We start from the raw sequence: 26798 nt of genomic DNA on the forward strand, positions 1-26798 counted from the left end.
TTAATTGGCGGCTAATTGCGCACTTTCTGGAATAAGCGTTAATGTTACTCGGCGATCGAAAAAATCATTTTCAAAATTCTGATCTGGATGCATTGGCGCGCTGGCACCATAGGCCTGACCTTGTAAACGTGACTTATCAATTCCTTGCGCCACAATGTAGTTGGTCACTTCAATTAAGCGCTGCTCTGATAACGCCTGATTAAAATCATCATTCCCCCGACGATCGGCAAAGCCCATTAAATCAACATTCAGCTCAGGCATTGATGCCATCATGTAAGCCACATTATCTAACTGTTGCTTAAACAAAGGTTCAATGAGGCTTGAACCGGTTTTAAATTGCACATTCATTCCCACACCTAATTCAGCTAAGGTTTGCTTTTGATGCGCTTGAAGTCGAGCGAGCTCTGATTTCACCTCTTCTAAGGACTGTTGTTGTTGGTTCATTTGTGCAATTTTTTGGCTAGTCTCATTAATTTCATATTGCTGCTGCGATAATAAAGATTGTTGTGCTTCAATCTCAGAATCATCACCGACAGACTTACCAATTAATGAGCCTGTTAATGCGCCAATAAAAGCACCAATAGGTCCACCAACCACGGCACCCAATATAATGCCAGAGCTTAAGCCAACAAGTTCTTCAGTATTTTCACGTTCTGGTATTGTGTTGCTTTGAGCGCCATAGCTTATGTTACTAAACAGTACTGATGAGATAACGGCGATAGCGACTAGTTGCTTTTTCATAATGACATTCCTGTTTTTAATATTGATAAATGAGTTGTTCGACATGAGTCCTCGACTCGATGAAACTATTAAACAACACAGAAATGGCTATTTATGGGTTTAAAAATGGCAATCTTATGTTCAATTGTGGCAACAAAATGGCAATTGATTTGGAAGCCTTTAACCCGTTATAAATTGCTGTATAGTCACAACAATAAACAGATTATGGAATTAGCTGATTAATGAAACGCATCGCGATTGTTGAAGATGAAGCCGCTATCCGCGACAACTACAAAGAAGTGCTCCAGCAACAAGGCTACAGTGTACAAGCCTACCCTAACCGCCCAACGGCTATGTTAGCCTTCAATGCTCGCCTGCCCGATTTAGCCATCATTGATATTGGCCTTGAAGGTGAAATTGATGGCGGTTTTACTCTGTGCCAATCCTTACGAGCAATGTCGAGTAGCTTGCCGATTATCTTTCTTACCGCACGAAGTGGCGATTTTGATACTGTTTGTGGTCTAAGGTTAGGCGCTGATGACTATCTAACCAAGGATGTCAGTTTCCCGCATTTATTGGCGCGTATTGCGGCATTATTTCGCCGTTCAGAATTAATCGGTTCAAGCCCGATTGAAGATAATCTAATGACACGCAATCACTTGCAAATTGACGGCAATCGCATTCAGGTCACTTGGAAGTTACAGCCGATTGAATTAACCGTTACCGAGTTTTGGATGGTACACGCCATGGCTAAACACCCAGGACATGTCCGCAGCCGTCAGGATTTAATGCAAGAAGCGAAAATTTATGTCGATGACAGCACCATTACGTCCCATGTAAAGCGGATCAGAAAGAAGTTTTTAGCCATAGACAGTGAATTTGACTGTATCGATACTGTATATGGTATGGGTTATCGCTGGGACAGCTTGTAAGGAAGATGTTCAATATGTATTTGCCATTAGGCCTAAGGGCTAAAGTGATTATACTGTCACTATTTTTACTCTGCCTACCTTGGCTTGGGTATGAATATGTATGGGAAATGGAAAAGTACTTGCGCCATGGACAAGAGAAAACCTTAGAAGGTACCACTCAAGCGTTGGCAACCGCACTGCATGAACGCCCTAAACTGTTTGATAATCAAGCCAGCTTTTTAACCCAAGTCCAAAAGGGCCGCGACTTGTATGCTTATCCATTATCGGGCCCAATTCAACTTGACGGAAAGTTAGAGGACTGGCAATTGTACAGTCACCGTAAGTTGTATTATGGAAAAGAACACATTGTTTATCAACAAAATGCACAACAAGACATAGACCTTAACTTTACCCATATGGTGGGTAAATATGCTGGTTATCTTTATGGCTTTTTTGAGGTTAATGACTCCCAAGTTATTTATCGCAGTAAAAATAGCTTAAGGGTCGACAGGAACGATCACTTAGTGATGGCTACGCTTGCGCCCGATAATTTATTTAGGCGCTATGTCATTGCCAATACCAAGGATGGCTGGTTAAGCGCTTATCAGTTACCTCAAGATCCAACACAATCAATGCCCGTCATCCCTGAGAATCGTATTCAAGGCCAATGGCAGAAAACCCCTAATGGATACAATATTGAGTTTCGTATTCCGTTAGACATGATTGGCAGTAAACTCGGATTCGCTATTCATAATGTGGATGACAATGAGACGCGCAATTTAATTAATATTGTCGGCACTTCAGCCACCAACTCGGTAGCAGAATTAGGCACAGTTCTGGTGCCTTCGCCTGAAATAGAAAGTATTGTTAAAGGTATGGGCCACAACAGCTCACGCATTTGGGTGGTCGATAATCATGGCAGAGTGTTAGCGCGTTCAGGTGATATTCGCACATCAAGTAATACCTGGGATGCTGATTTAGATGACGCCCAAACTCAAAGCTCCTGGGCACACTTCCATAAACAATACTTATTACCCTTATATTATAAAATTCTCACTAGACCGCCACAGGATTTTATCGATTCATTACAGGACTCAACCGAATTAAGTGGTAGCCATATTGAAAATGCCCTAGCTGGTAAACAGGCATCAACCTGGCGATTAACCCCAGACAGTAAAGCGGTCGTATTAGCGGCTGCGAGCCCTATTTGGATTGATGACAAGGTGATGGGGGCAGTAATTGCCGAAGAAACAACCCACGGTATCCGTAGCTTGCGTAATCGGGCACTGGAAAAGCTATTTAACGTTATTCTTACGATTATGAGCATGGGCACACTGGCACTATTCATTTTTGCATCGAGCATCTCTAGCCGTATTCGCCGCTTACGTGACCAAGCTGAATTAGCCATAGACAGCCAGGGACGTGTCAGAAATCAAATCACTCCGTCAAGAAATCGAGATGAAATAGGTGATTTATCACGAAGCTTTGCCAATATTGTCGGCAGACTCGGTCAATATACTCACTATTTAGAAAACATGTCATCGCGGCTATCACATGAACTTCGTACCCCTGTTGCAGTTGTTCGAAGCTCTTTAGAGCACCTCAGCAATCAAAACCTAGATCAAGCAAGTAAAAAATATGTCAATAGAGCGCAGGACGGTGTCAATCGATTACATCTGATTTTAAATAACTTAACTGAGGCAACTAATCTCGAAGCCAGCTTATCACATGCTGAACGCAGCACATTTCCCTTAAAAAAGGTTATCGGTGGCTGTATGCAAGGTTATCAGATGACCTACCCAGAGCAGCGTTTTAACGTATTTATTGAAGATAAAGTTATGATGTGTAATGGCGTTCCAGAATACATTGCCCAATTAATGGATAAACTCATTAGTAATGCCATTGAATTTAGCCAGCCAGATAGTGCTATTAGTGTCAGCTTAAATCAATATCATAAACAGGCGATTCTAAAAATAACTAATATCGGACCAAAATTACCTGAAAACATGAGCGAGCAGATTTTTGAATCTATGGTGTCAATAAGGCCACAAATTCCCACCAACAAACCCCATCTTGGTTTAGGCTTGTATATCGCAAGATTAGTAACTGATTTTCACCATGGCACCATTAAAGCGAGCAATGTCAGCAGTGTAATAGAAGATGACATTAACAAAACGACACTTCAAGCGGATGAGATACATCAAAGTGGCGTTGAGTTTTGTTTAACATTACCCATAGTGGAAACGACATAAGCCATTTTGCCTATGTAGCCGATATTATCTATCTCTCGCCCCTTTCATTTAGCCGTATAGATGTTAGGATGGCTAAATAGGTTTTTAGTGGATGAATTAATAATGAATAAACACGGTAAACAAGCAACCCAAATAGTCAGCTTAGGTCGAGATAAAAAATACACTAAAGGCATTATTAATCCGCCGGTATTTAGAGCATCTACAGTGGTGTTTGACACCATGGACGACATGCGTTTTGCCATTAAAAATAAGACCAATGGCGAGTTATTCTATGGTCGTCGTGGTACGCCAACCCATTTTGCCTTTCAAGAAGCCATTGCAGAACTTGAAGGCGGCTTTGGCACGGCGTTATATCCATCCGGTGCAGGGGCTATTAGTGCGGCACTATTATCATTTTTAAAAAGTGGCGATCACTTATTAATGGTCGACACCGCCTATGAACCCACACGTGATTTATGCGACAAAATGCTTGCCGGATTTGGCATAGAAACGAGCTATTATGATCCTATGATTGGTGAAGGCATACGTGATCTCATTCGCCCAAATACTAAGGTACTCTTCCTTGAGTCGCCAGGGTCGATCACCATGGAAGTACAAGATGTGCCGACGCTGAGTCGCATCGCCCATGAACATAATATCGTTGTGATGCTGGATAACACCTGGGCTTCACCGATTAATTCTAGACCATTCGAAATGGGTGTGGATATCTCTATTCAAGCGGCGACTAAATACATTGTCGGTCATTCAGATGTCATGATGGGTACCGCAACGGCAAATGAGGTTCACTGGCCACAATTACGTGAAAACAGCTATTTAATGGGACAAACAACTTCGCCAGATGATGTATTTTTAGCGGCCAGAGGGTTACGTACCCTAGGAGTCCGTATGGCCCAGCACCATAAAAATGGACTTAAAGTCGCCAATTGGTTAGCAAAGCGTCCCGAGGTTGACCATGTCAGACATCCTGCTTTTGAAACATGCCCAGGTCATGAATTCTTTAAGCGTGACTTTACCAGCGCGAATGGCTTGTTTTCATTTGTTTTAAAAGATGGCGATCTTAGAAGCATTACCGCTTTTGTCGAAAACATGCAGCATTTTAAAATGGGCTTTTCGTGGGGCGGCTTTGAAAGCTTAATTTTGGGTGTTTTCGGTATTGATAAAATAAGATCTGCAACCCAATGGGATAGCAGTAAGCCACTTATTCGTTTACATATCGGCTTGGAGGACTCAGAGGATTTAATTGCCGATCTTGAACGTGCTTTTGAGCGTTACAATCAGGCTATCGCTAAGTAACCACTGCTCGAGATAATAAACGCTTATAAAATAGGCCGCACAAATATTGATATTGGTGCGGCCTATTTTGTCATTCTACATAAGTGTGGACACTAATTTTGACTATCAACCTTCAATGCATTCCATGCCTGCGTTCCATAAAGCGGCACAGTTGATAAAGCATGCTTATGACTGCCGTTAGTTTCTTTAGTGGAATAAGATAAATACAATAAAGTTTGATTTTCTTTATCCAAAATACGTCTCACTTTTAAGCTTTTAAATAAAATACTTAACGACTCTTTAAAGACCACTTCACCGCCTTTACTGGTATCTATGTCTGCTAAATCATTTGCCGAAATAGGTCCAGTTTGACGACAACTAATGCTCATATCTGAAGGGTCGGCAAAATCTAAATCTGCTTTAATGCGACTAATATGACAAGTCACTCCTGGTATTTTAGGGTCATGTTTTGCATCAATAATCACATCTTTAGTGGTAAATAATCCTAAACTGACCTTACCGACATCGTCACTGCAGCTCATCATTAATCCACTGAGTGCGACTAAAGCGACTAATTTCACGTTAATATTCATTAAGCTTCCTTAAAATATTGTTGCGCCATACGAGTTAACCCTGCGGTAACAGAACCAAAGTGATCCCCCACCACCACTTGTGCTTGAGGATACACTTTAGCAATTTGTTTGTATATTGCAGGGCTTCTTGCCGTACCGCCAGTAATATAAACCATATCAGGGCTTTCTAACGCCTTACCCTGATCATCAAGACTATTCATAGCCTGGCGCATTAATTGACTGACTTTATCCAGTGACGGCGCAATGGCTTGCTCAAATAGCTCGACACTGACGTCGATAGTTAACTGTTTTTCCACAAATGACAATTCAGCTTTATGAACGGGTGAATCGGTTAACGCCACTTTAGCGATCTCCGCTTGGCGCACAACCTGAAAACTCATCTGATTTTTTTGAATGGTCAATAAACGCTGCAGTAATTCAGGTTGCTCGGCACCATTGATCAAGGTTTCGATTAATCTCTTGCTGGATAAATGATAGAAATCACGCTGGGCGCTAATATCATTCACGGCAACGGCATTCCAAAATAAATTTGAAGGTATAGGCTTACCATCTAACATAGCACTGCCACTGCCAAAACTTGGCATAAAGCCTTGCATAGCAAGCGCAATATCAAGGTCATTACCGCCGATACGCTGTCCGCTGTGCCCCAAACAGTCTTGATCTCGCTGTATGTTACTCATTAATTCAGGGCCCATTTTTACTAACGAGCAATCTGTAGTACCACCACCAACGTCGACAACTAATACATTGGCAGGTTTGTTAAGGGTTGATTCAAAATCCATTCCAGCGGCAAGCGGCTCAAATAGAAAACCCACCGAGGTAAAACCGGCTCTTTTAGCCGCTAAGGTTAAAATGGCCTCAGCTTGTTGATTACTTTGTTCGCCGCCAATACCTTGAAAGTTAACTGGGCGGCCAATCATGGCATGGGTTGCCGTATTTAAGCCTTTAGCAGTTAACTGTTGATCTATACGTTGTTTAACGTGTTGCATCATCAAGGTAACAATATCTTCAAACAAAGCCACTTGTTCAGCTCTCAGTCCTGTAGCCCCCAGAAAAGACTTGGGTGAACGGACATAAAAACCTTCCTCAGGCATTTCAAGATAAGCATCAATAGCGGCCTGACCGACAAACACTGTAGGTTCATCAATCAATAAATCGAGTTCATGTCGAATTATTTTCGCCCGCATTAATTGTGAACTGCGTAAATGAGAAAATTCAGCTTTCAAGGCTTCAGGCAAACCATTATAAACAGCCTCAGCTATCAGCTCACGATCCATGGCATAGAGCGTAGAGGGTAAATAATTAGAATTTTCACTAAGGGGTATTAACTCTATTTTCTCATTGATCCAAGCACCAATTGAACAATTAGCACTGCCATAATCGAAACCCACTATCATGAATAAACTCACTTAAAAAAATCAAACGAACAAACTACCACATTCACACCGAAAATGGATATTTTTTAGTTTGAAGATAGATTGAGTGGTGGATTTTAAAACATTAACAGGATCTAAATATAACGAGGAAGGAAGACTGGCGTAAGTCGATAACATTGTATCTATCTAGGTAGATAGGCAAATATCGCTCTTGGCATTTGTGCTGATAACCAAGGTGAGTTAACCGCCAACTAAATAGCCATAAACAAAATATTCCACTGCAAACAATAATAATACTGTTTACTAGAAAGTTAAGTTGCGGGATAACATGACTTAACCGCTGAACAATCAATTGATGATAATTAGTTTGGCTGAGGAAGCAGTAAATGATATTGCTCTTTACATGCTTGATTAATATAGACGCCAACTTGAGCCTCTAAAATGGGCGTGTTGGAGAATTGAAAGTCTTGGCTATTTATTTCAGGGTGCTTAAATAAGTAATCAGGGAATTGGTTAGAAAAAACTAAGTCCACTCGCTTATGTTTAAGCATTTTAAACCCTTGTTCAATCGATTCAATAGGCACCATATTAAGGCCGGCATTAATAAATTGCCGATGAAAATCCCCTTCTCGTTTGTAGCGCATAATGGCTAAACTTTTTCCTTTCAGCTCAGATAAGTCATCCCAAGAAAATGGCGTATTCTCAACTCTACGAAATAAACCTAACACAACTTTCTGTTGGCTCAACGGCACAAAATAAGCTTGTTGAGACTCAGGAGGCGGAAAAAAGCTCAAACACCATCGGCCAGATTGAACTTGCAGCTGTGCTCTGGCCGGAGGTAAAAATAATGGTTTGACCTTAAAATCATAAAAGCCAGAAATAAGTTGGCTTAATAATGAAAAGTTAATGCCATGATCGTCGACATCCATGGTGGTGAAAGGTGGATAATCAACCGCAATGACCTCATGTTCACCGATACTTTGAGCAATGTTAACTTCATCATTAACAACCGTGTTTTGCGCCATTACTTGTAGGCTGACAAACAACACCAAAGAACCTAGTATACTTTGTAACATCACTTAAACCTTACTGATAAACGCCGAACAACCAGCATAGCTTAGTTGAATATAGCCATTTTTACATAGCTAGCGTATCAATTCATAAATACTTAACAAACAAAAACGCCATCATAATGATGGCGTTTGTAAACTAAACAATATTAAACAACTACTTTTTAGCTTTTTTCTTAGGTGACTTTGCCGACTCACTCACCCACTTGCCGCCAATAAACTTAGCAGACCAACCGGTTGCTTTACCGTCAACGTCGGTAGCAACATATTGCTCTTTCGTTTTACGGCTAAATCTGACAGAGGCTTTGTTGCCGTCATCATCTTCAACAGGGGCATCGGCTAAAAAGGCGTACTTGTCCCATAATAACTCACGATATTGCACCAGCTCTTCAACAAGCGGCGCGCGGGTTTCACGGGATTTAGGGAAGGTACTTGCCGCTAAAAATATTCCAGCCGCGCCATCACGTAACACAAAGTGCGCATCAGACTTAGTACATTTAAGTTCCGGTAAAAAGATAGGATCTTCTTTTGGAGGCGCAGCTTCACCACTTCTTAACAGTTTGCGAGTGTTTTTACATTCAGTATTAGTACAACCAAAGTATTTTCCGAAACGGCCATTTTTAAGTTCCATATCATGACTGCAACGATCACATTCAATCAAAGGACCTTCATAGCCTTTTATTTTAAACTGACCTTTTTCAATCTCGTAACCATCACAACTTGGGTTATTACCACAAACATGCAGTTTACGTGATTCGTCAATTAAATAGCTGTCCATTGCGGTGCCGCACTTACCACAACGGTGCTTGGCACGAAGCGCATCGGTTTCAGCATCTTCATTATCACTAATGGCTTCATCGCCAGGTGTTAAGTTGACCGTTGTCTTACAGCGCTCTTTGGGCGGTAAAGCATAGCCACTACAACCTAAGAATACGCCTGTAGACCCAGTGCGAATACCCATTTTACGTTGACAGGTTGGACACTCGATATCGGTCAAAACCGGATCGTTCAGGCGCATACCGCCTTCATCCGGATCCATTTCTGCCATTAATAATTGCTTGGTAAAATCACCATAGAAACCATCAAGCACTTTTTTCCAATCTAGCTTGCCCTGAGCAACATCATCAAGGGTTTGTTCCATACTGGCGGTAAAGTCATAGCTCATTAAATCTTTAAAGCTTTCAACTAAACGTTCACTGACAATTTCGCCCATTTTTTCTGCGAAGAAACGGCGATTATCTACTCGCACATAACCACGGTCTTGAATAGTTGAAATAATAGTCGCGTAAGTTGAAGGTCGACCAATACCACGCTTCTCTAACTCTTTGACTAATGATGCTTCACCGTAACGAGCAGGTGGTTTAGTAAAGTGTTGTTTGGGTAAAAGTTGATCAAGCGTGAGTACATCACCCACTTCCACTATAGGCAATGTGCTAGTGTCTTCGTTTTTCTTACTCATTGGCGGTTGCACACGAGTCCAGCCGTCAAAGCGTAATGTACGACCACTGGCTTTTAATTCGTAATCACCGGCAACCACAGTCAAACGTGTTGCATCATATTGAGCAGGTGTCATTTGACACGCCACAAATTGACGCCAAATTAATTCATAAAGACGTTGAGCATCACGCTCCATATCCGTCATCGACGCAGATTGGACATCCACATTTGAAGGACGAATAGCTTCATGCGCCTCTTGGGCACCTTCTTTGCTACCATAACGTATAGGATCTGCAGGTAAATACTTGGCACCAAACTCTTTACCAATCATCTCGCGTACATTTTCTACCGCTTCTTGGCTCAGGTTGGTGGAATCGGTACGCATATAAGTAATATGCCCCGCTTCATACAAACGCTGCGCCATCATCATGGTTTTTTTCACGCCATAACCCAAACGCGTGCTTGCCGCTTGTTGCAATGTAGAGGTGATATAAGGTGCTGAAGGTTTGCTTGATGTCGCTTTGTCTTCACGGTTAGAAACTTTGTAAGAAGCTCCTTTTAACGCATCTACGGCAACTTTGGCTTGAGCTTCATTAATGGGTTCAAATGCTGCGGATTGAAATTTCAACACCTGCATTTTCAATTGTTCAGCTTTGCTGGTATTTAAGTCAGCATGGATGTCCCAAAACTCTTCAGGTACAAACGCTTTAATCTCACTTTCTCGCTCAACCACTAATCTCACGGCAACAGATTGCACTCGACCAGCAGATAATCCACGTGCGACTTTTTTCCACAACAATGGCGATACCATAAAACCCACAACACGGTCGAGGAAACGACGTGCTTGTTGGGCATTAACCATATTAGTGTCTAATGTAGATGGCTTACTAAAAGCATCTTGAATTGCTGACTGAGTGATTTCATTAAATACCACTCGTTGATACCGTGAAGCATCACCACCGATAATTTCCTGTAAATGCCAGGCGATGGCTTCCCCTTCACGGTCCAAATCGGTTGCGAGATAGATTTGGTCAGCGGACTCTGCAAGTGCTTTTAATTCTTTTACTACCTTTTCTTTACCCGGTAATACGGCATATTTCGCTGCCCAGCCTTTTTCAGGGTTAATTCCCATCCGGCCAACAAGTGCTTGTTTATCTCTAGCCTGCTTATATATAGCTTTGGCTTCAGGTGACATCTTACGGACTTCTGCAGCAGTTTTAGCTGGAGGAGTGCCATCAGACGTGGACGAAGTCGGTAAATCACGTATGTGACCTACACTCGACTTAACGATGAAATCTTTACCAAGATACTTATTAATTGTCTTGGCTTTAGCCGGCGATTCGACAATAACTAACGATTTACCCATAGTTTGATTTGCGCCAAATAGTCTCAGAAAATAACAAAATTGATTCCATATATAGAGTGTTGCGACAAGACTTTCAAGTAAATCTGCTTTTTATGTGCGTTTATGAGCAATTTTCCAGCCAAAAATAAAAAAAATGAAAAATAATATGCGTTTTTTAAAACTAATTTCTCAATAAAACACTTTTGAGAGCAACTTGAGTGCATTTTTAGTCAAAAAAGCCTAATTGAACAAAAACCAAACAGCTTGTTAACCCGCTTAGCTTGCGTATACTTGCGGTAATTTAGTTATTTCTTACATGCAAATTTAATGTTATTTCCATGTCGAAATCTTAATAACAATAATCAATGAAGGATTAGCCATGAAGCAATTTGAAGCAAATTTTGATGGATTAGTGGGACCAACTCATAACTACGCCGGTTTATCATTTGGTAATGTGGCATCATATTCTAATGCCGCACAAGCCTCTAATCCTAAAGCTGCAGCCAAACAAGGGCTATTAAAAGCTAAAGCTCTTGCAGATTTAGGCATGGTGCAAGGTGTGTTAGCTCCTCAAGAGCGCCCAGACCTTTATACACTGCGTAGAATTGGTTTTAGCGGAACTGATTCAGAAGTAATACAAAAAGCTGCTGAGCAAGCTCCTGCTTTGCTGAATGCTTGCTGCAGCGCCTCAAGTATGTGGACGGCCAATGCGGCAACGGTCTCACCTTCCGCCGATACACGTGATGGTAAAGTGCATTTTACCCCGGCTAACCTGGTGGATAAATTACACCGAAGTATTGAACCACTAACCACCGGAAGCATATTAAAGGCGACATTTAATAACGATCGTCACTTCAAACATCATCTGCACTTGCCAGAACATGCTAACTTTGGTGATGAAGGTGCGGCTAATCACACTCGTTTATGCAGTGATTACGGTAAAGCGGGTGTGGAGCTATTCGTCTATGGCCAAAGTGCAACCAATCCCAATGCACCAAAACCAAATAAGTATCCTGCACGTCAAACATTAGAAGCATCACAAGCTGTTGCGCGTTTGCACCAACTTGAAGATGAAAGTTGTGTTTTCATCCAACAAAATCCAGATGTGATTGATCAAGGTGTATTTCACAACGATGTGATTTCAGTCGGTAACCAGAATGTGCTGTTTTACCATGAACAGGCATTTTTAAATACTGAGGCAAAATTTGCTGAAATTCGTCAAAAAATGAATTCAGAAGTACACTTTATTAAAGTGTCTACCGATCAAGTCTCTATTGATGATGCGGTTAAAAGTTACTTGTTTAACACTCAAATTATCACCTTACCTAATGGTGAAATGGCGATTATTGCGCCGACTAACTGCCAAGAAAACCCTGCTGTATTCGCGTATTTAAATCAACTTGTCACCCTGGGCACTCCAATTACACAGGTCAAATACTTTGATGTAAAACAAAGTATGCAAAATGGCGGTGGACCGGCATGTCTTCGTCTTCGCGTGGCGATGAATGAGCTAGAGATTGAAGCGGTTAATCAACACACAATCATGAATGACAGCTTGTTTACACGTTTAAACACTTGGGTTGATAAACATTACCGCGATAGCCTAACCGTTGCTGATTTAGCAGACCCACAATTGATCATTGAATCTCGCACTTCATTAGATGAATTAACCCAAATATTGAAACTGGGTAGTGTGTATCAGTTCCAGAAGTAATTTTTCTACTCGCTTTATCAAAATGGCCATCGTAATTAGCGATGGCCATTTTTTATTGCAAGGTAATTTTGAACATACACAAATACTGATCGATTTATGCAAAATATATTTTCTCGAATAAATAAAAAAGGCGCTGTAAGCGCCCTTTTTATTTATAGTTAATCCATATTACAGAATGCTCACTCCGATTGAAACGACTTCAGTCACTAAGCCATTAGGTGTTTCAACCTCAACCAGGAACACACCAGAGTTAGGTTCATCTTCACCTTTAATCGTTACACCAAAGTCACGACCACCATTATAATTGCTGCTTGGCCACACATACTCACTTGCACTAACCACTGAACCCGCAGATGTTTTAAATCTTACAATAGAGCCTGCTGGCATTTGTTGGTTATGTAAGTCAGAGATAGTAAAGAATACCGAAGCTGAACCCTTGCCAACGATAGTAATATCGCCACCAAGGTGTTGACCATCACGATCATCGATTAAAATTTGACTACGTTCGGTAGCGTATGCAGTACTGCCTGACATTACCATCACTAGGCTACGACGCACATAAAGTGATTTTGAGTTGTTCACACCATCAGCACAACCTGCATGCGCAGGAGATGAACATAATACGCCGTTATACAAACCATCTTTAACATCAAACGTACCATTAGCATTAAAATCAACTAACTCTTCTAATGCTCCACCACTTTGTCCGCCCGCTTGTTGAGGGTTAAACAAGGTATCTTCGTTGTAGTCATTAAACGCATCATTCAGATCAAACGGTTGCCCAGTTACATCAACACCATTTCTAAACTCAGTAAGTTCGCTGGCATCGAATCGACCATTACCATTTAAATCAGGGAAAGACTCTTCACCAATAGCCGTGGCGGTAATGGTTGCACGCCCACCGTATTTTTGGCCGTAAATATTACCGTATACATTTAATGCAGCATCATAAGCTAAAGCTGAATTAGGGTTACGGAACATATCACCAGTACCATCAATTATCACTTCGCCTTCTGGTCGCGGTAATTGACTGGTCCATTTTACAGAACATGCCCCTTTTACCGTTTGGCATGCATCTTCAATAGAGCCGCCTTCAGTGGTGAATGACACTGTTGTTCCATCAGGAACCGGGTTATTAAATGCATCGGCCATGCGTGCTGTAATAGTCACTTCCGTGCCGTCAATATCCCAACCTTCAGCATTAACAAACTCAGCAGAAAGTGAAAAACTGTCTTGATCTGGAATACCTGTAGACACAATTAACTGCTTTGATTGACTTGATATAGCTGGCACAGCACCATTTTCAACTTTTGCAGTCACACGTAATGACGTCGCCACAGTACCAGTATTCACAACCGTTTGAACAATGCCTAAATTGTTTGTTGTTGCTATAACAGGTGTAATAGCAACGCCACCAACCGCAGTATTCAATGAAAATGATACTGATTGGTTGCTAACAGGGTTACTATTTTTATCTAACACTCTAAATTTAACGGTTGAAGACTCAATACCACCGGTACCTAAAATGCTAATATTTTCAGGCTCTGCTGATACAAATGAAATACTGCCGACATCTGCTTGTAATACATTAATAGTACCTACCGCAGATAAGCTTATGCCACCGGCATTAGCTGTGACGTTTATTTGATCTTCACCAACACAACCTTGTGCTAAATAAGTTGAGGTAGCAACACCATTACTAGAAGAAACAGGTGAGCTTAATTCTGCTTGAGCAGGATTTTTGGTCGCACAAGTCGATGAAAAATTCACATCAACAGGTTGATTAAAAGGTTGACCTAAGTCGTCTTGAATTCTTACCGTAATGGTTGCTGTACCGCCAGCAGACAAATTAGTAGTACTCACTTCAGCTTGGCCAGCAACAAATGTTGTGCCAGAGCCGCTGCCCATAACAACATTAGTTGCACCAACAACCACAATAGTTTTGCCTACTTCGTTAGTGGGCAAGGTAGCACGCACTTCACCAGCACCTAGTGAGCTGCCAGCATATATATCAACGGTCGCTTTACCTTCAGCATTTGTGACCGCTGTTTTTATCGGAAGATCTCCAATATCTGTATCAAAAGTCACAATAGTCGGCTTAGAAATACCAGTAACCGTAGCCGTTAATTTTCCTGGAGAAAGTGTACTAATTGTTTGAACTGTTGCACCTGCTGAGTTGGTCAATACAAGTGAAACTTGCGAACCACCACCAGCTTCACCGCCGTCACCGACCATAGTGATATTTACAGAAGCAGTTTCACCAGAAGTAATAGTTGCGGTAACAGTTGCACCTGTATTTACAGAAGCGGTATCAAGTTTGATCTTTGCAACACCATCGGCATTGGTAGACACTTGTCCCGTTGCCGGAGAAAAAGTACCGTAGCTGTCATCGTTTAATTCAAAACTGACTAAAGTACTAATGGGCTGACCTTTAGAGTCAGTAACCGTAGCGGTAATGTTTGCTGGTTCAGCGACAGACACTTGAGTATTATCAATAGATAATGCTACTGAAATAGTGACAGGGGATGTGCCACCGTCGCCACCACCACTACCGTCATCAGTAATGCCGCCACCGCCACCACAGGCGAAGAGTAAAAACGAACAAATTAACGTTATATAGACTTTAATTGCTGACCGCATTGTCAGGCTCCCTGTTACATTAAAATAATACTTATGATTTATAATAGTTACCTATTGGGTAATAATACACAAATATCTGTTAACTATGCCACAACATGGTCGTTTTAATCGGTACATTTTGGTATAAACTTTAACTTTCATACCATTTCATAACTAAAGCTTTCCTGCTACGCTTTAGTCCATCAGCCAAACAATACTTAAAAAAATAATTGGAAGGAAAGATTGTGAGCAATAAAAAACAGCTCGGACTAACAAGTAAAATTTTAATCGGCATGGGTACAGGTATTATATTAGGCCTGCTTTTAAGAAACCTCTTCCCTGACAGCTTATTTATTAAAGACTACATTACTGAAGGTTTATTGCACGTTTTAGGTGCTATTTTTATCTCCAGCTTAAAAATGCTTGTTGTTCCATTGGTGTTTGTGTCATTGGTGTGCGGTACTTGCTCATTAAGTGATCCCTCCAAACTAGGTCGATTAGGCGGAAAAACCATTTCGTTCTACCTATTTACTACCGCTATTGCGCTGACTATTTCTATCGTGGCTGCCATTTTAGTTCATCCCGGTAATGCCAGCTTAGTCAGTTCTACTATGGAATATACCGTAAAAGAAGCCCCAAGCTTGTCAGAAGTCATTATCAATATTGTGCCAGATAACCCTATTCAGGCGATGACTCAAGGCAATATGCTGCAAATCATCTTGTTTGCGGTCATCTTTGGTTTTGCGATATCGCATATTGGTGAGCGTGGTGAACGTGTTGCTCGCTTCTTTAACGACATCAACGAAGTGATCATGCGCGTTGTTACCTTGGTGATGCAGTTAGCACCCTATGGTGTTTTCGCTTTAATGGCAAAATTAAGCTTAACACTGGGAATGGAGACATTTGGCAGTGTGGTCAAATATTTCCTACTTGTTGTTGTGGTTCTACTCATTCAAGGATTAGTTGTATATCCCATTCTACTAAAAGTATTCTCTGGCTTAAGTCCACTGATGTTTTTACGTAAAATGAGAGATGTGCAGTTGTTTGCTTTTAGTACCGCAAGTTCAAACGCTACCTTACCTGTAACCATTGAAGCCTCTGAACATCGCATGGGGGTTGATAATAAAATTGCTTCATTTACATTGCCGTTAGGTGCCACCATTAATATGGATGGTACTGCGATAATGCAAGGTGTCGCGACAGTATTTATCGCCCAGGTCTTTGGCATTGAATTAAGCCTAACTGATTATGCCATGGTCGTTGTAACCGCAACATTAGCGTCAATTGGTACAGCTGGTGTACCCGGTGTTGGACTTATCATGCTTGCAATGGTGCTAAATCAAGTAGGCTTGCCAGTAGAAGGTATTGCATTAATTATTGGGGTAGACCGCTTGCTTGATATGATAAGAACTGCTGTTAATGTCACCGGTGATACGGTTGCCACTGTGATAATTGCAAAGTCTGAGGATGCATTCAATGAAGATATCTTTAATGACTCTCAAGCAGGTAAAGCAGCTACCAGTTTTGAAGAACAGGTATTGAATACCAAGGCAGCATCAAAAACCTCAGTATAATTGCATTATTAGCTCAATTTATTTTTCAACTATTTAAAGGCGCATTGATTGCGCCTTTTTTATTTTTCCTTTATAAATAACCTCAGTTCGGGATAATAAACAAAATTTTATTTATCAGGAGTTTAAATGGATTTTACCTTACTTGCTAGCTTGGCTGCTATTCATATTATCGCCTTAATCAGCCCAGGCCCTGACTTTGCCATTATCGTTAAAATGGCCAGTCAACAAAGTAGACAAGCTGCTGTCGCTTGTGCGCTCGGCATTGCCATCGCCATTTTAATTCATACATTATTATCATTATTGGGCATTAGTTTAATGATCCGCCAGTCACCTCTGGCCTATACCTTAGTGCAATGTATTGGGGTAAGTTATTTAGCCTGGATGGGATTTCAAGCGCTAAAGTCAGCGTTGAGCCGCTTTAAATCAATAGCAGCGTCAACCGAACAACCAACGCAAGCATCTGCTGCAGATAAACACAACACTGTCAGTTTCGGAATATTTAAAGGCTTTAAAATAGGATTGCTGACTAATTTACTCAATCCCAAAGCATTGATTTTCTTTATTACCTTATTCACTGTCTTGATCACACCAGAGGTAAATTTAATAACCAAAATTGCAGCAACCACGCTATTATTCTCTTTGTCACTTATCTGGTTTAGCTTATTAGCGTTGGTGTTATCTAAGCCACTCATTCAAGCCAAATTATTAAGTGTCAGTCACATTATTGATTTGTTAGTTGGTATTATTTTTATCGGTGTTTCGGCGACTATAGCTGTGAGCTTAATTAACGATTTTTAAAGTCTGCACCCAGCAATAAATAGTCAAAAGTGAAGTACTTACACATTGGCATTTAGCATCAGGAGCTAACTATGCGAATTTTAGTGATTGAAGACGACCCTATTTTATCTCATCACTTAAATGTGCAATTGAGCGAACTGGGTAATCAGATCCAAATTGCCGCGACGGCTCAAGAAGGCTTTTATCAAGCGACTAATTACCCGATTGACATCGCTATTGTTGATTTAGGTTTGCCCGATCAGGACGGCATCAGTTTAATAAAGTCGATGAGAGACGCCAATGTTACCGCTCCTATTCTGATCCTCACAGCCAGAATAAATTGGCAAGATAAAGTCGAAGGCCTCAATGCCGGTGCTGATGATTATTTAGTAAAACCCTTTCAAAAAGAAGAGTTAATTGCTCGGCTTGATGCATTGGTACGTCGCAGTGCAGGATTTGTAAAATCGGTAATTAGCTGTGGCACACTGTCGGTGGATTTAGCCAGTAAACAAGTGTCTCTTAATGATTGTCATTTAGACATTACTGCGTTTGAATACCACATATTAGAATACCTGATGCGCCACAACCATGAAGTAGTTGGCAAACAGCGCTTATTAGATGTGGTTTACGCCGATAAAGAAGGCGACCCTAACACGATTGAAGTGATGGTAAGCCGTTTAAGAAAAAAGTTAGCCCACGGCGGTATCGAAGATGCCATCATGACAATACGTGGCCAAGGATATAAATTCAATTTACCATGCAACTAATGTTAAAACCGCAGAAACGTTTACTCACCAGGATGCTTATTACCTCCTTAAGCATTATTGCCTTAGTAGGGTTTGGGTTTGCCTGGCTAGTGACGTTATTGAATGCCCAAAATCGTTATACTCAGATTACGGCTGACTATATTGCAGAACTGCCAGTTATTGCCGCAGAATTTCGCGAAAATAATTTAGTCCCTATTACCGAGGCACAAGATAACGACAACATTGAAACCAGCTACATAATGGCCACCTGTAACGAGCAATATACCGGCTTATGGCGTTCTGAACTGGCTAAAGATTTATCCTTGACTAACATTTGTGAAAAATACAACCTCATCAAAGACGACTCGCAAGCCTACTTTCTTGAATTTGAAGGCTTGCACACATACCTAGTCTTTAAACTCAGCACCTTAATCGAGGGCAAGCAGTTCCATCTGTTAATACTTCAAGATGCTGAAGCCATGAAAAAAGAACTGCAAAAGTTTAATCGTCTCACGTATTTCAGGCTTGCTATTGTATTAGGTGCAGCATTTTTCTTACTGGTTAGCGCCGCTTATTGGGGTATGTTGCCACTAAAGCAACTAAAACAGGAGTTACTCAAACTTAAGCAGGGCAAACAGCAAAATCTGTCGAATGACTATCCTGTCGAGTTACAAGAAATTACCCAATCATTAAACCAACTGCTGGATCAAAATCAGCAACGCCAAACTCGCTATCAAAATGCCATGAATGACTTAGCCCACAGTTTGAAAACTCGGCTAGCAGCCAGTATCGCGCTAATTGACGATACCTCTTTAAATTCGCAGGAAAAAGAGCGGCAAATCTTAACCCAAATAGAAGACATGGATCATTTGGTCAAGTACCAGTTAAAACGCGCCATGATGGGCAGACAAGGTTTGTTAAAAGAACACACTGATATCAAGCCGATACTTGATCAGCTTGTATTAATGTTGTCAAAATTATATCAAAGGAAAAACATTAACTTCATTGTCCACTGCCCTAATGACTTAGCCTTTCCAGTCAGTAAAGGGGATTTAATGGAGCTGTGCGGCAATTTGATTGAGAACGCCGCTAAATTCTGCATTAGTACTATCGAAATTACAGCCCAGCAGCACGACGGCTTGCTGAGGTTACAAGTCGATGACGATGGCCCAGGTGTTGAAGAGGGCTACAAACAAAAAATCTTTCAACGGGGAGTTCGCGCCGATACACAACATAACGGCCAAGGCATCGGCTTAGCCGTTTGTTTTGAGCTTGTTAGCAGTTACGCTGGTACCTTTGAAATACAAACCAGTTATTTAGAGGGCGCTTCATTTATTATCGAATTACCTGCTACTAACCAATAAACCAAGTACCTGTTGATGACCGTTATGTTTTAGCTGAACTTGGCGCAACTGCGCCATACAAGTGTTCTGCACGATTAAACATAATCCATGACGTTGCGATAAACTTATCACTACTTAAGGGGATATTACCGCGATGACTATGGGTAAAGCCCGCTGGCGCTATAACCATGGTTCCCTTTTTGGGTTTTATTTTTTGTTGTTGGTAATAAAACTCAGTTTCTCCGCCCTCTTCTACATCATTTAAGTAGAACATATAAAGCACAACTCGATGTAAGGCTTCGTTGTGACCTTCCTGGGGGAATTGCTCTGAATGCCAATGGGGGTAACCACCTTTCCCTTGTTGGTAGTGCTGGATATTAATCGTACCACTACGGAATAAATACCGCACAATGGCGTTAACTTTATCAGCACCTAATTTTTCAAAATTTTCCGGTTGCAGTGCCACCGGCTGGCCATTTTCATCATTAACGGAAACTGACACAGCTCCCATCAATGCTAATGCGTACTTTTTGAAGTAATCAACACTATTGGCCAGTGTTAACTGCAGTAATTCATTGCGTAACTCGGCTAAATCAGCGTGTTGATCTAACATAAGATCACGACTAAACTTTTTACTGAGATCAACGCCATTACCAGTAACGCCTTGGATCACACTAGGATGATGTTTTACCGCATCGATCAACTTATCACATAATTCATCACTAATCGCATTGGGGTATACTTCAATAAAGTCCATAATTCACTGCTTAATTTTTAAAGTTAATGTTAATATGCTGCATGTAACTTACCTATTTGTAAAGTCTGAGTAAGTTTTATTCTATCTAACGTTTAACCATATTTATCTATGAACCTGACCTGAGTCTAATCACCCACTTTTATGAAAAAAAATGTCAAAATAGCGGTATCAGAACTTAAAGTTGGTGTTTACGTTAGCTTGCCTGTCTCGTGGAAAGATCATCCTTTTTTATTCAGTAAGTTCAAAATAACCTCTAAAACTCAAATTGAGTTGATAAAATCATTAGGCGTAAAAGATGTCTTTTACGATCCTGAAAGAAGTGATATTCAACCTGTTACTACGGATAACCCTTCGGATTTAGAAGCGGTCGATGAAGCTTCACTTGATACCATTAAACAAGATATGCTCGATTACAAATCAGAACGTATCGATAAGCAGCAAAAACTAAAGCGCAATATCAAAAAAACTGAAAAGCAATTTGAGCGTTCAGTGTCAATGATGCACTCAATGGTTGCTAAAATAGCCAGTCGTCCACTTAATTCTGTCAGTGAGGCAAAAGATCTCATCAGTAATCTTACCAATCTGTTACTGGATGAAGATAACCTCGCGTTACACTTAATGGAAAACGCTAACCCTAAAGATGTTATCCACCACCATTCGTTAAATGTATCCATGGTGTGTATGTTAATGGCGAAAGAACTTGGCTGGAGCCGAGAAGAAATTGAGTTATTGGGTATTGGCTGCTTATTTCATGACATAGGTAAATTAAAAATCCCCTCAAATATCTTAAATAAAGTAGTGCCATTATCAACACCAGAAGAAAATCTAGTCAAGCAGCACCCGTTAATGAGCATTAACTTTTTAAAGTTAGCTGACACTTTTCCGGAAGAAGCGAAGCCGATGATCACCAATCATCATGAGTATTTAGATGGCAGTGGCAGCCCGCAAGGATTAAAAGCGGCTCAGCTGGATAAATATTCTCAACTGATTGCGGTGGTCAATACATACGATAATTTATGTAACGGCAGTCATTTAGTCAAAGCTAAAACCCCCAGTGTCGCCTTAGGCTTATTGTATAAAAACTATAAAAATAAGTTGAATGCAGAATACGTACAAAAATTAATAAAAATGCTAGGGATTTATCCGCCAGGTAGCATTGTAGAACTGTCAAATGGTCATTTTGGCTTAGTTATGTCGGTAAATTTAAATAATATTTTATTTCCGTCAATCGTTGCATATGACCCCATAGTTCCTGTAGCGCAATCACCAATCATTGAGTTAGAAAAAGAAGGCATGAGTATTGTAAGAAGTCTTCCGGCCGCAGCTTTACCCGAAAAAATTCATAAGTATTTAAATCCAAGAGAAACCATTAGCTACGCATTTGGCCAAGGCTAATAAACGCAGTATAAAAACCAATAAATACAAAAATGGGCAGTGTTAAACTGCCCATTTTGTCAAACTTGCGCAAATGCTATAGCCAGCCTTTTTGTTTAAAAAAGAAGTACGTACCTGCTGCACTGGCAAACATTAACCCCACCGCCATCGGATAACCTAAACGCCAATCTAACTCTGGCATCAAAGCAAAGTTCATTCCATAGCTACTGGCAATCAAGGTTGGGGGTAAAAACACCACCGCCGATACCGAGAAAATTTTAATAATTTTATTCTGTTGCAAACCACTGAAACCCATAGCAGCATCAAGCAAAAATTTTAATTTATCGAAAATAAACTGGCTGTGTGGCATTAAAGATTCAATATCCGATAACATTTCACGAATGTCTTTCAGGTTCTCATCGGACAAATGTTGTCGGTAATAACGTTGCAAATAGCGCAATGAACGCTGGGTATCAAGTAAACTTAAGCGAATTTTGCCATTGGAGTCTTCTTGCAAAGTGATTTGTTTAAATACGGCATCCAGTTCTTCGTCATTAAAAACCTGCTCACTCAAATTGTCCAGTACGCTATACACGTCTTCAATCAAATCAGATAGATAATCCACTTTAAGGGTGAATAACTCTAATAATAAGCCTTCTGGGGTTTCGGTATCTAGGCGGCCTAAACGCATATAATTACGCAGTAAACGGATTAAGCCGATATCTTCTTCACGTATGGTTAATAGAAAATGCTGACGTAAATTAAATGAAACGTTGACCGCTCTGACATCAGAGCCAACCCGTTGTGGAAATAACGAGTTAATATGCAAACCATCTTGGTTTTGGAAAAATCGAGCAGATGCCTCAATTTCTTTGATATCTTCCTGGTCGGACACTTCCTCAGCAGAAAATCGACTCAACCAATCACGTTGTTCACTATCTGGTTTATATAAATCCAGCCAGAGAATATTATTCGGCAAAGAGTCTTCAATAGAAAGTTCAGTAATTGTGAGCTGATGATTTTTGTAGGCGTAAGCGGTAATCATAGAAGTCCCCCATTTACACACGGTTAACACGATTGTGTTACCCTGCAGGATGTTGGTAAAAACTGGCGCTAGTTTACTAATTTAAAAGCTAATGAAAAGTAAAAAGTACAATTAATACCCATTTATATTGCTATATGGTCTCAAAGTGGTGTTTTTAGCCTTTAATACCCTAAAAAAAGCGCCTGTGGTAGGCGCTTAATTTTAAAATGCTGCTTTTATACTCAAATTTGCCAATATGCTTAACACATCAGGCTTAAGTACAATATCAGACTATTCACCCTTTAATCGACGATCTAACTGATCTTTTAAATTAGCCGGAACACCTTTTATTAAAAGGGTGTCTGATATTGGGTCATAAATAACTCTCTCACCTAAATGGCCACCATCAAAACTTAAAGTCACGCCACCACCAGTACCAGAAAACTTTTTCAAACTGCGCAAACTGGCTTTATCTGCGGGAAATTCATCATCTAATTCATAATTGCCACCACAGGCAAAATCATAAAATGATTCCATGCCTTGATCAGCCAGTTCATCACCCAAATCTTTTACTTCAATGTCGGCGCCAACATCGGCACGTTCAGCGCAGTATTCAAACACTTTGTCGCGACATTGTTGACGTTCATCTTTGGTTAATTCACTGCCAGCGACAAAGTCTTCAACCGCATGAATCAAGGTCTTGTTCTGTGCTTTTGTATTTACGCCTTCAACACAACCCATAAAATCTAAAAAGAAATCAGCCACTTTACGGCCTGCTCTGCCGCGAATAAATGAGATATATTTCTTTGAGGCTTTATCTGCCTGCAACTCGGTTAAATCAATACGCGCAGCTAATTGAATATTGTTTAAATCTAAATGATTATTCTGTGACAGCTCCATATCATCTAACACTGTCATTGATGACTTAGCACTAAGCAGCGCAACAAACAGATAATCACTGGCCATGGCGGAATAACATGACATCAATAAAAAACCGCCCTGGGAGAAGTCATACTTGGTTAATTCTTGCTGAAGTAACTTACTGGCACTCACGGTAAAATCAACAAAGCCTGACTGACCTTCACGGTATGATTGAAGTGCATTAGCAAACGCATCATTAGCATCGCCATCTTCATTTGGCACACCAAAATAGCCAAAACCTTTACCTGCTTTACTTGAATAGGTTTGATGTAATTCTTCCAGCATAGCCTCAACAGCTTTACTATTTAATAAAGGTTGCGGACGTAATCGGCAGGCCATTAGCCCCTGACTGTCGAGAGATATTTCATGAATAATGGCTTGTTCGATATTAATCGTCATAAATGCGATAACCTTTGGTGAGACAAATATTGCTAAGAAGACTGAGCATGATATAACGATTTTAATCATGAAGGTATAGAAAACATGAGGCGAGCTTGATTGAAATCCGTTATCATATACAACAATTGAGAACTTATTTAGACAAGAAAAACATGGCCATTAAATCAAAATACAGCAACACCCAAGTAGAAGCCTTAATCAGTGAGATGTTAGCGCTATTAAACAAACATCAAGCCCCTACCGATTTAAGCTTAATGGTATTAGGCAATTGCGTCTCTCATTTATTAGAAAAGAAAGTCCCAACAGAATCTCGTCAAATGGTTGCGGAGCAGTTTGCTAAGGCACTAACTCAGTCCATTAAATAATGCATTGAAAGTGAGTTAACAGACCTTGTTAGCTATCGATAATCTATCTAAGAAGGGATCCATTAAGGCATGATCGAGCGCAGAAAGCAGATGACACGAGATAAAGTCTCGCGCCTGGTAAATTGGGGGCATTGGTTTGCCTTTTTCAATGGCTTGCTCGCCATGATTATTGGTTCCCGTTATATTGGCAGTGTCGGCCAACCAGACTCCATTATAAGTTGGGGCTATCTTGCGTTAAGTACCATAGGGCATTACACATTTTTAGCCTTTATTGTGTACGTAATTTTTATCTTTCCAGTCAGTATCATCTTACCCTACTCCAAAATTCTACGAGGATATGCCGCCTTTGTCGCCTCAATGGCTTTGTATATTCTACTCTACGACACGATTATTTATGATGACTACGGTATTCATCTCAGCCCGTTTGCATTTGATTTAGCCTGGCAAGATTTAAATGCCTTACTGCATAGCACCTCTTATATCGTCACCCCCATTGTCATTATCGTTATTGAACTCACCGCGGCCAACTTTATCTGGAAGCGAATCGATAAAATTCAAAAGAAACAATGGGGCAATAAAGTAGTGCTATTTGTTGGCGCCTGTTTTATTAGTAGCCACTTAATTCATATTTGGGCTGATGCCGCCAATATTACCGACATCACCCGTTTTGATGACGCCTATCCGGTTTCATATCCAGCAACAGCCAGAACCTTTATGGAATCACACGGGGTTGATGGCAACAAAGTGACCAGTGATATTGTTCCGCAAACGTCAAACTTGCATTACCCCATTGAACCACTGCAGTGTCAGGCTGACACGCCAACCAATGTGCTAGTCATTGCTATTGATAGCTTACAAGCTGCAATGGTTGATGACGTCACCATGCCTTTTTTAAGCCAATACACCCGCGAGTCACTTAACTTTACCCAGCATTATACTGGTGGCACTCAGTTTAAAAGCAGTATGTTTACCTTAATGTATGGTTTACAAGGCAATTATAGCGACAAGCAAGATTTTGGTGTTATGTCACCCGTCATGAACCAGGAATTAATTCGCCAGGGTTATCAGCTAGGACTATTTACCGCCCGCTCACAGGCTGAATTAGCATCAACCGGCGCTATGTTTAAAGGGTTTCAACCCCATATCAGTGTCAGTGAAGATGGCAGTGCCACAACCGATATTCAAAATATTACAGCCCTTAATCAATGGCAACACAATCAAACCCAACCCTGGTTTGCAGTACTTAACCTATCTGCACCACAAGATTATGATACACCAGTAGGCTTTTTGGGCATTGAAACCATAAAAGCGCCAACGTCATTAAAATCGGCACAAAAGGTGCTGTTTAACCAATATCGCCAGTCTTTAAAGTTTATTGATAATCAGCTTAGTCAGTTGTTGCCTCAAATAGATGACAATACCATAGTGTTTATTACTGGCACCCACGGCCAGGTTTTCACCAGCAGTATTGAAGATGCAAGGCGCGATTTGTCTCCTGACAATGTTAAAGTGCCATTAATCATCCACTGGCCTAACATTAACCCCAGTGAAATTCATTATCGCACCAGCCACTACGGTATTGCGCCAACGATTTTAAGCAAAGTATTGGGCTGTACAACAGCCAGTGAGAAATACAGTTCTGGCAGAAGTTTATTAGAGCCTAACCAAGAATCTTGGGTATATATTGGTAATAGCCGTGAATTTGCGATTTATCAAAAGAATGAGATAACCGTTCTAGGCCGATATGGAAAGTACCGTATATACGATACAAAATTTGAACGACGTCTTAACAAGAAAATGAGTGCGCCAGAGTTGATTCAAGTCATGCGTGAAGGTCGCCGATTATATCAAAACTAACTAATGGCATGTAACGCGAAGCCGGCCTTCTAATAGCGTCAAATGAGTTAACTTGAATAGAATATAATCAGTCAATAAATGCTGATTAACTAAGTGCTTGCGCCAAGCCCGTTCAATTGATAAAGTGCTTGCTCACTAAGTTTACCCCACTAATTTGAAGCTTAGTAATGCAACAAAATTCGGTATGTAGCGCAGCTCGGTAGCGCACTTCGCTGGGGGTGAAGGGGTCGGAGGTTCGAATCCTCTCATACCGACCAAATTAAAAAAGCCAGCTTAATCGCTGGCTTTTTGCTTTTCTGACATAACAAGTTAAAACGAGTTACTGTTATGGACCTTACGTCAAAGGTAAAAA

20 protein-coding genes and 1 tRNA gene are annotated in these 26798 nt (G+C 40.7%); 12 read left to right on the plus strand and 9 right to left on the minus strand.

The window, feature by feature from the left end:
• Entirely contained in the window at window positions 1-741 is a 741-nt protein-coding gene (pdsO, locus tag ACRWQM_RS10440) for a sortase-associated OmpA-like protein PdsO (RefSeq protein WP_434925904.1), read from the minus strand.
• Between the two features lie 221 nt (window positions 742-962).
• On the opposite strand from pdsO, the gene pdsR reads away from it, so the two are divergent.
• The 3 genes from pdsR (at window position 963) to ACRWQM_RS10455 (ending at window position 5176) form a co-directional block, all read left to right on the plus strand.
• Complete coding sequence (gene pdsR / locus ACRWQM_RS10445) at window positions 963-1652, plus strand: proteobacterial dedicated sortase system response regulator (RefSeq protein WP_226410203.1); 690 nt, start codon at window positions 963-965, stop codon at window positions 1650-1652.
• A 5-nt stretch (window positions 1653-1657) separates the two neighbouring features.
• Window positions 1658-3883, plus strand: a complete 2226-nt coding sequence (gene pdsS, locus ACRWQM_RS10450) for a proteobacterial dedicated sortase system histidine kinase (protein ID WP_434929930.1) — start codon at window positions 1658-1660, stop codon at window positions 3881-3883.
• Between the two features lie 102 nt (window positions 3884-3985).
• Window positions 3986-5176, plus strand: coding sequence for a cystathionine beta-lyase (locus ACRWQM_RS10455; protein WP_434932021.1), 1191 nt, complete (start codon window positions 3986-3988; stop codon window positions 5174-5176).
• 92 nt (window positions 5177-5268) lie between these two features.
• On the opposite strand, the gene ACRWQM_RS10460 is transcribed toward ACRWQM_RS10455, so the two are convergent.
• The 4 genes from ACRWQM_RS10460 to topA all read right to left on the minus strand — a co-directional run bounded on the left by ACRWQM_RS10460 (window position 5269) and on the right by topA (window position 10997).
• Complete coding sequence (locus ACRWQM_RS10460) at window positions 5269-5748, minus strand: CreA family protein (RefSeq protein WP_434929931.1); 480 nt, start codon at window positions 5746-5748, stop codon at window positions 5269-5271.
• On the minus strand, window positions 5748-7145 hold the full coding sequence (gene yegD, locus ACRWQM_RS10465; protein ID WP_434929932.1) for a molecular chaperone: 1398 nt from the start codon (window positions 7143-7145) through the stop codon (window positions 5748-5750). The genes ACRWQM_RS10460 and yegD overlap by 1 nt, the downstream gene beginning before the upstream one ends.
• Window positions 7146-7486: 341 nt before the next feature.
• A complete protein-coding gene (locus ACRWQM_RS10470) occupies window positions 7487-8200 on the minus strand; it encodes a substrate-binding periplasmic protein (RefSeq protein ID WP_434929933.1) in 714 nt (237 codons plus the stop codon).
• Between the two features lie 151 nt (window positions 8201-8351).
• Window positions 8352-10997, minus strand: a complete 2646-nt coding sequence (topA, locus tag ACRWQM_RS10475; protein WP_434929934.1) for a type I DNA topoisomerase — start codon at window positions 10995-10997, stop codon at window positions 8352-8354.
• Between the two features lie 358 nt (window positions 10998-11355).
• Between topA and astB the strand changes: the two genes are divergently transcribed.
• Window positions 11356-12690 carry an N-succinylarginine dihydrolase gene (gene astB / locus ACRWQM_RS10480; RefSeq protein ID WP_434925898.1) on the plus strand — a complete coding sequence of 445 codons (1335 nt, stop codon included), beginning with the start codon at window positions 11356-11358 and terminating at the stop codon, window positions 12688-12690.
• Between the two features lie 168 nt (window positions 12691-12858).
• Here astB and ACRWQM_RS10485 read toward each other — a convergent pair whose 3' ends face one another.
• Window positions 12859-15330 (minus strand): hypothetical protein, encoded by a 2472-nt coding sequence (locus tag ACRWQM_RS10485; RefSeq protein ID WP_434929935.1) that lies wholly within the window; start codon window positions 15328-15330, stop codon window positions 12859-12861.
• 224 nt (window positions 15331-15554) lie between these two features.
• Here ACRWQM_RS10485 and ACRWQM_RS10490 point away from each other — a divergent pair, with 224 nt between their 5' ends.
• The 4 genes from ACRWQM_RS10490 to ACRWQM_RS10505 all read left to right on the plus strand — a co-directional run bounded on the left by ACRWQM_RS10490 (window position 15555) and on the right by ACRWQM_RS10505 (window position 19770).
• Entirely contained in the window at window positions 15555-16883 is a 1329-nt protein-coding gene (locus tag ACRWQM_RS10490) for a dicarboxylate/amino acid:cation symporter (RefSeq protein ID WP_226410210.1), read from the plus strand.
• 126 nt (window positions 16884-17009) lie between these two features.
• Window positions 17010-17681: a LysE family transporter gene (locus tag ACRWQM_RS10495; protein ID WP_434929936.1), complete on the plus strand. Its 672-nt coding sequence runs from the start codon at window positions 17010-17012 to the stop codon at window positions 17679-17681.
• Window positions 17682-17752: 71 nt separating this feature from the next.
• Entirely contained in the window at window positions 17753-18427 is a 675-nt protein-coding gene (locus tag ACRWQM_RS10500) for a response regulator (RefSeq protein ID WP_434929937.1), read from the plus strand.
• Window positions 18418-19770, plus strand: coding sequence for an ATP-binding protein (locus tag ACRWQM_RS10505; RefSeq protein ID WP_434929938.1), 1353 nt, complete (start codon window positions 18418-18420; stop codon window positions 19768-19770). The genes ACRWQM_RS10500 and ACRWQM_RS10505 overlap by 10 nt, the downstream gene beginning before the upstream one ends.
• Window positions 19771-19792: 22 nt before the next feature.
• Here ACRWQM_RS10505 and ACRWQM_RS10510 read toward each other — a convergent pair whose 3' ends face one another.
• Complete coding sequence (locus tag ACRWQM_RS10510) at window positions 19793-20506, minus strand: 2OG-Fe(II) oxygenase (protein WP_434929939.1); 714 nt, start codon at window positions 20504-20506, stop codon at window positions 19793-19795.
• Window positions 20507-20647: 141 nt separating this feature from the next.
• On the opposite strand from ACRWQM_RS10510, the gene ACRWQM_RS10515 reads away from it, so the two are divergent.
• On the plus strand, window positions 20648-21901 hold the full coding sequence (locus tag ACRWQM_RS10515) for an HD-GYP domain-containing protein (protein ID WP_434929940.1): 1254 nt from the start codon (window positions 20648-20650) through the stop codon (window positions 21899-21901).
• A gap of 76 nt (window positions 21902-21977) precedes the next feature.
• On the opposite strand, the gene corA is transcribed toward ACRWQM_RS10515, so the two are convergent.
• Window positions 21978-22925: a magnesium/cobalt transporter CorA gene (corA, locus tag ACRWQM_RS10520; protein ID WP_434929941.1), complete on the minus strand. Its 948-nt coding sequence runs from the start codon at window positions 22923-22925 to the stop codon at window positions 21978-21980.
• Window positions 22926-23195: 270 nt separating this feature from the next.
• Window positions 23196-24224: a nucleoid-associated protein YejK gene (yejK, locus tag ACRWQM_RS10525; protein WP_434929942.1), complete on the minus strand. Its 1029-nt coding sequence runs from the start codon at window positions 24222-24224 to the stop codon at window positions 23196-23198.
• Between the two features lie 152 nt (window positions 24225-24376).
• Between yejK and ACRWQM_RS10530 the strand changes: the two genes are divergently transcribed.
• The 3 genes from ACRWQM_RS10530 to ACRWQM_RS10540 all read left to right on the plus strand — a co-directional run bounded on the left by ACRWQM_RS10530 (window position 24377) and on the right by ACRWQM_RS10540 (window position 26703).
• Entirely contained in the window at window positions 24377-24589 is a 213-nt protein-coding gene (locus ACRWQM_RS10530) for a YejL family protein (RefSeq protein WP_226410218.1), read from the plus strand.
• 69 nt (window positions 24590-24658) lie between these two features.
• Window positions 24659-26446, plus strand: coding sequence for a DUF3413 domain-containing protein (locus tag ACRWQM_RS10535; RefSeq protein WP_434929943.1), 1788 nt, complete (start codon window positions 24659-24661; stop codon window positions 26444-26446).
• A gap of 180 nt (window positions 26447-26626) precedes the next feature.
• Window positions 26627-26703: transfer RNA gene (locus tag ACRWQM_RS10540), tRNA-Pro, on the plus strand.
• Window positions 26704-26798 lie beyond the last annotated feature (95 nt).

Source organism: Shewanella sp. HL-SH5 (genome assembly GCF_051163755.1).
GTDB lineage: Bacteria > Pseudomonadota > Gammaproteobacteria > Enterobacterales > Shewanellaceae > Shewanella > Shewanella glacialimarina.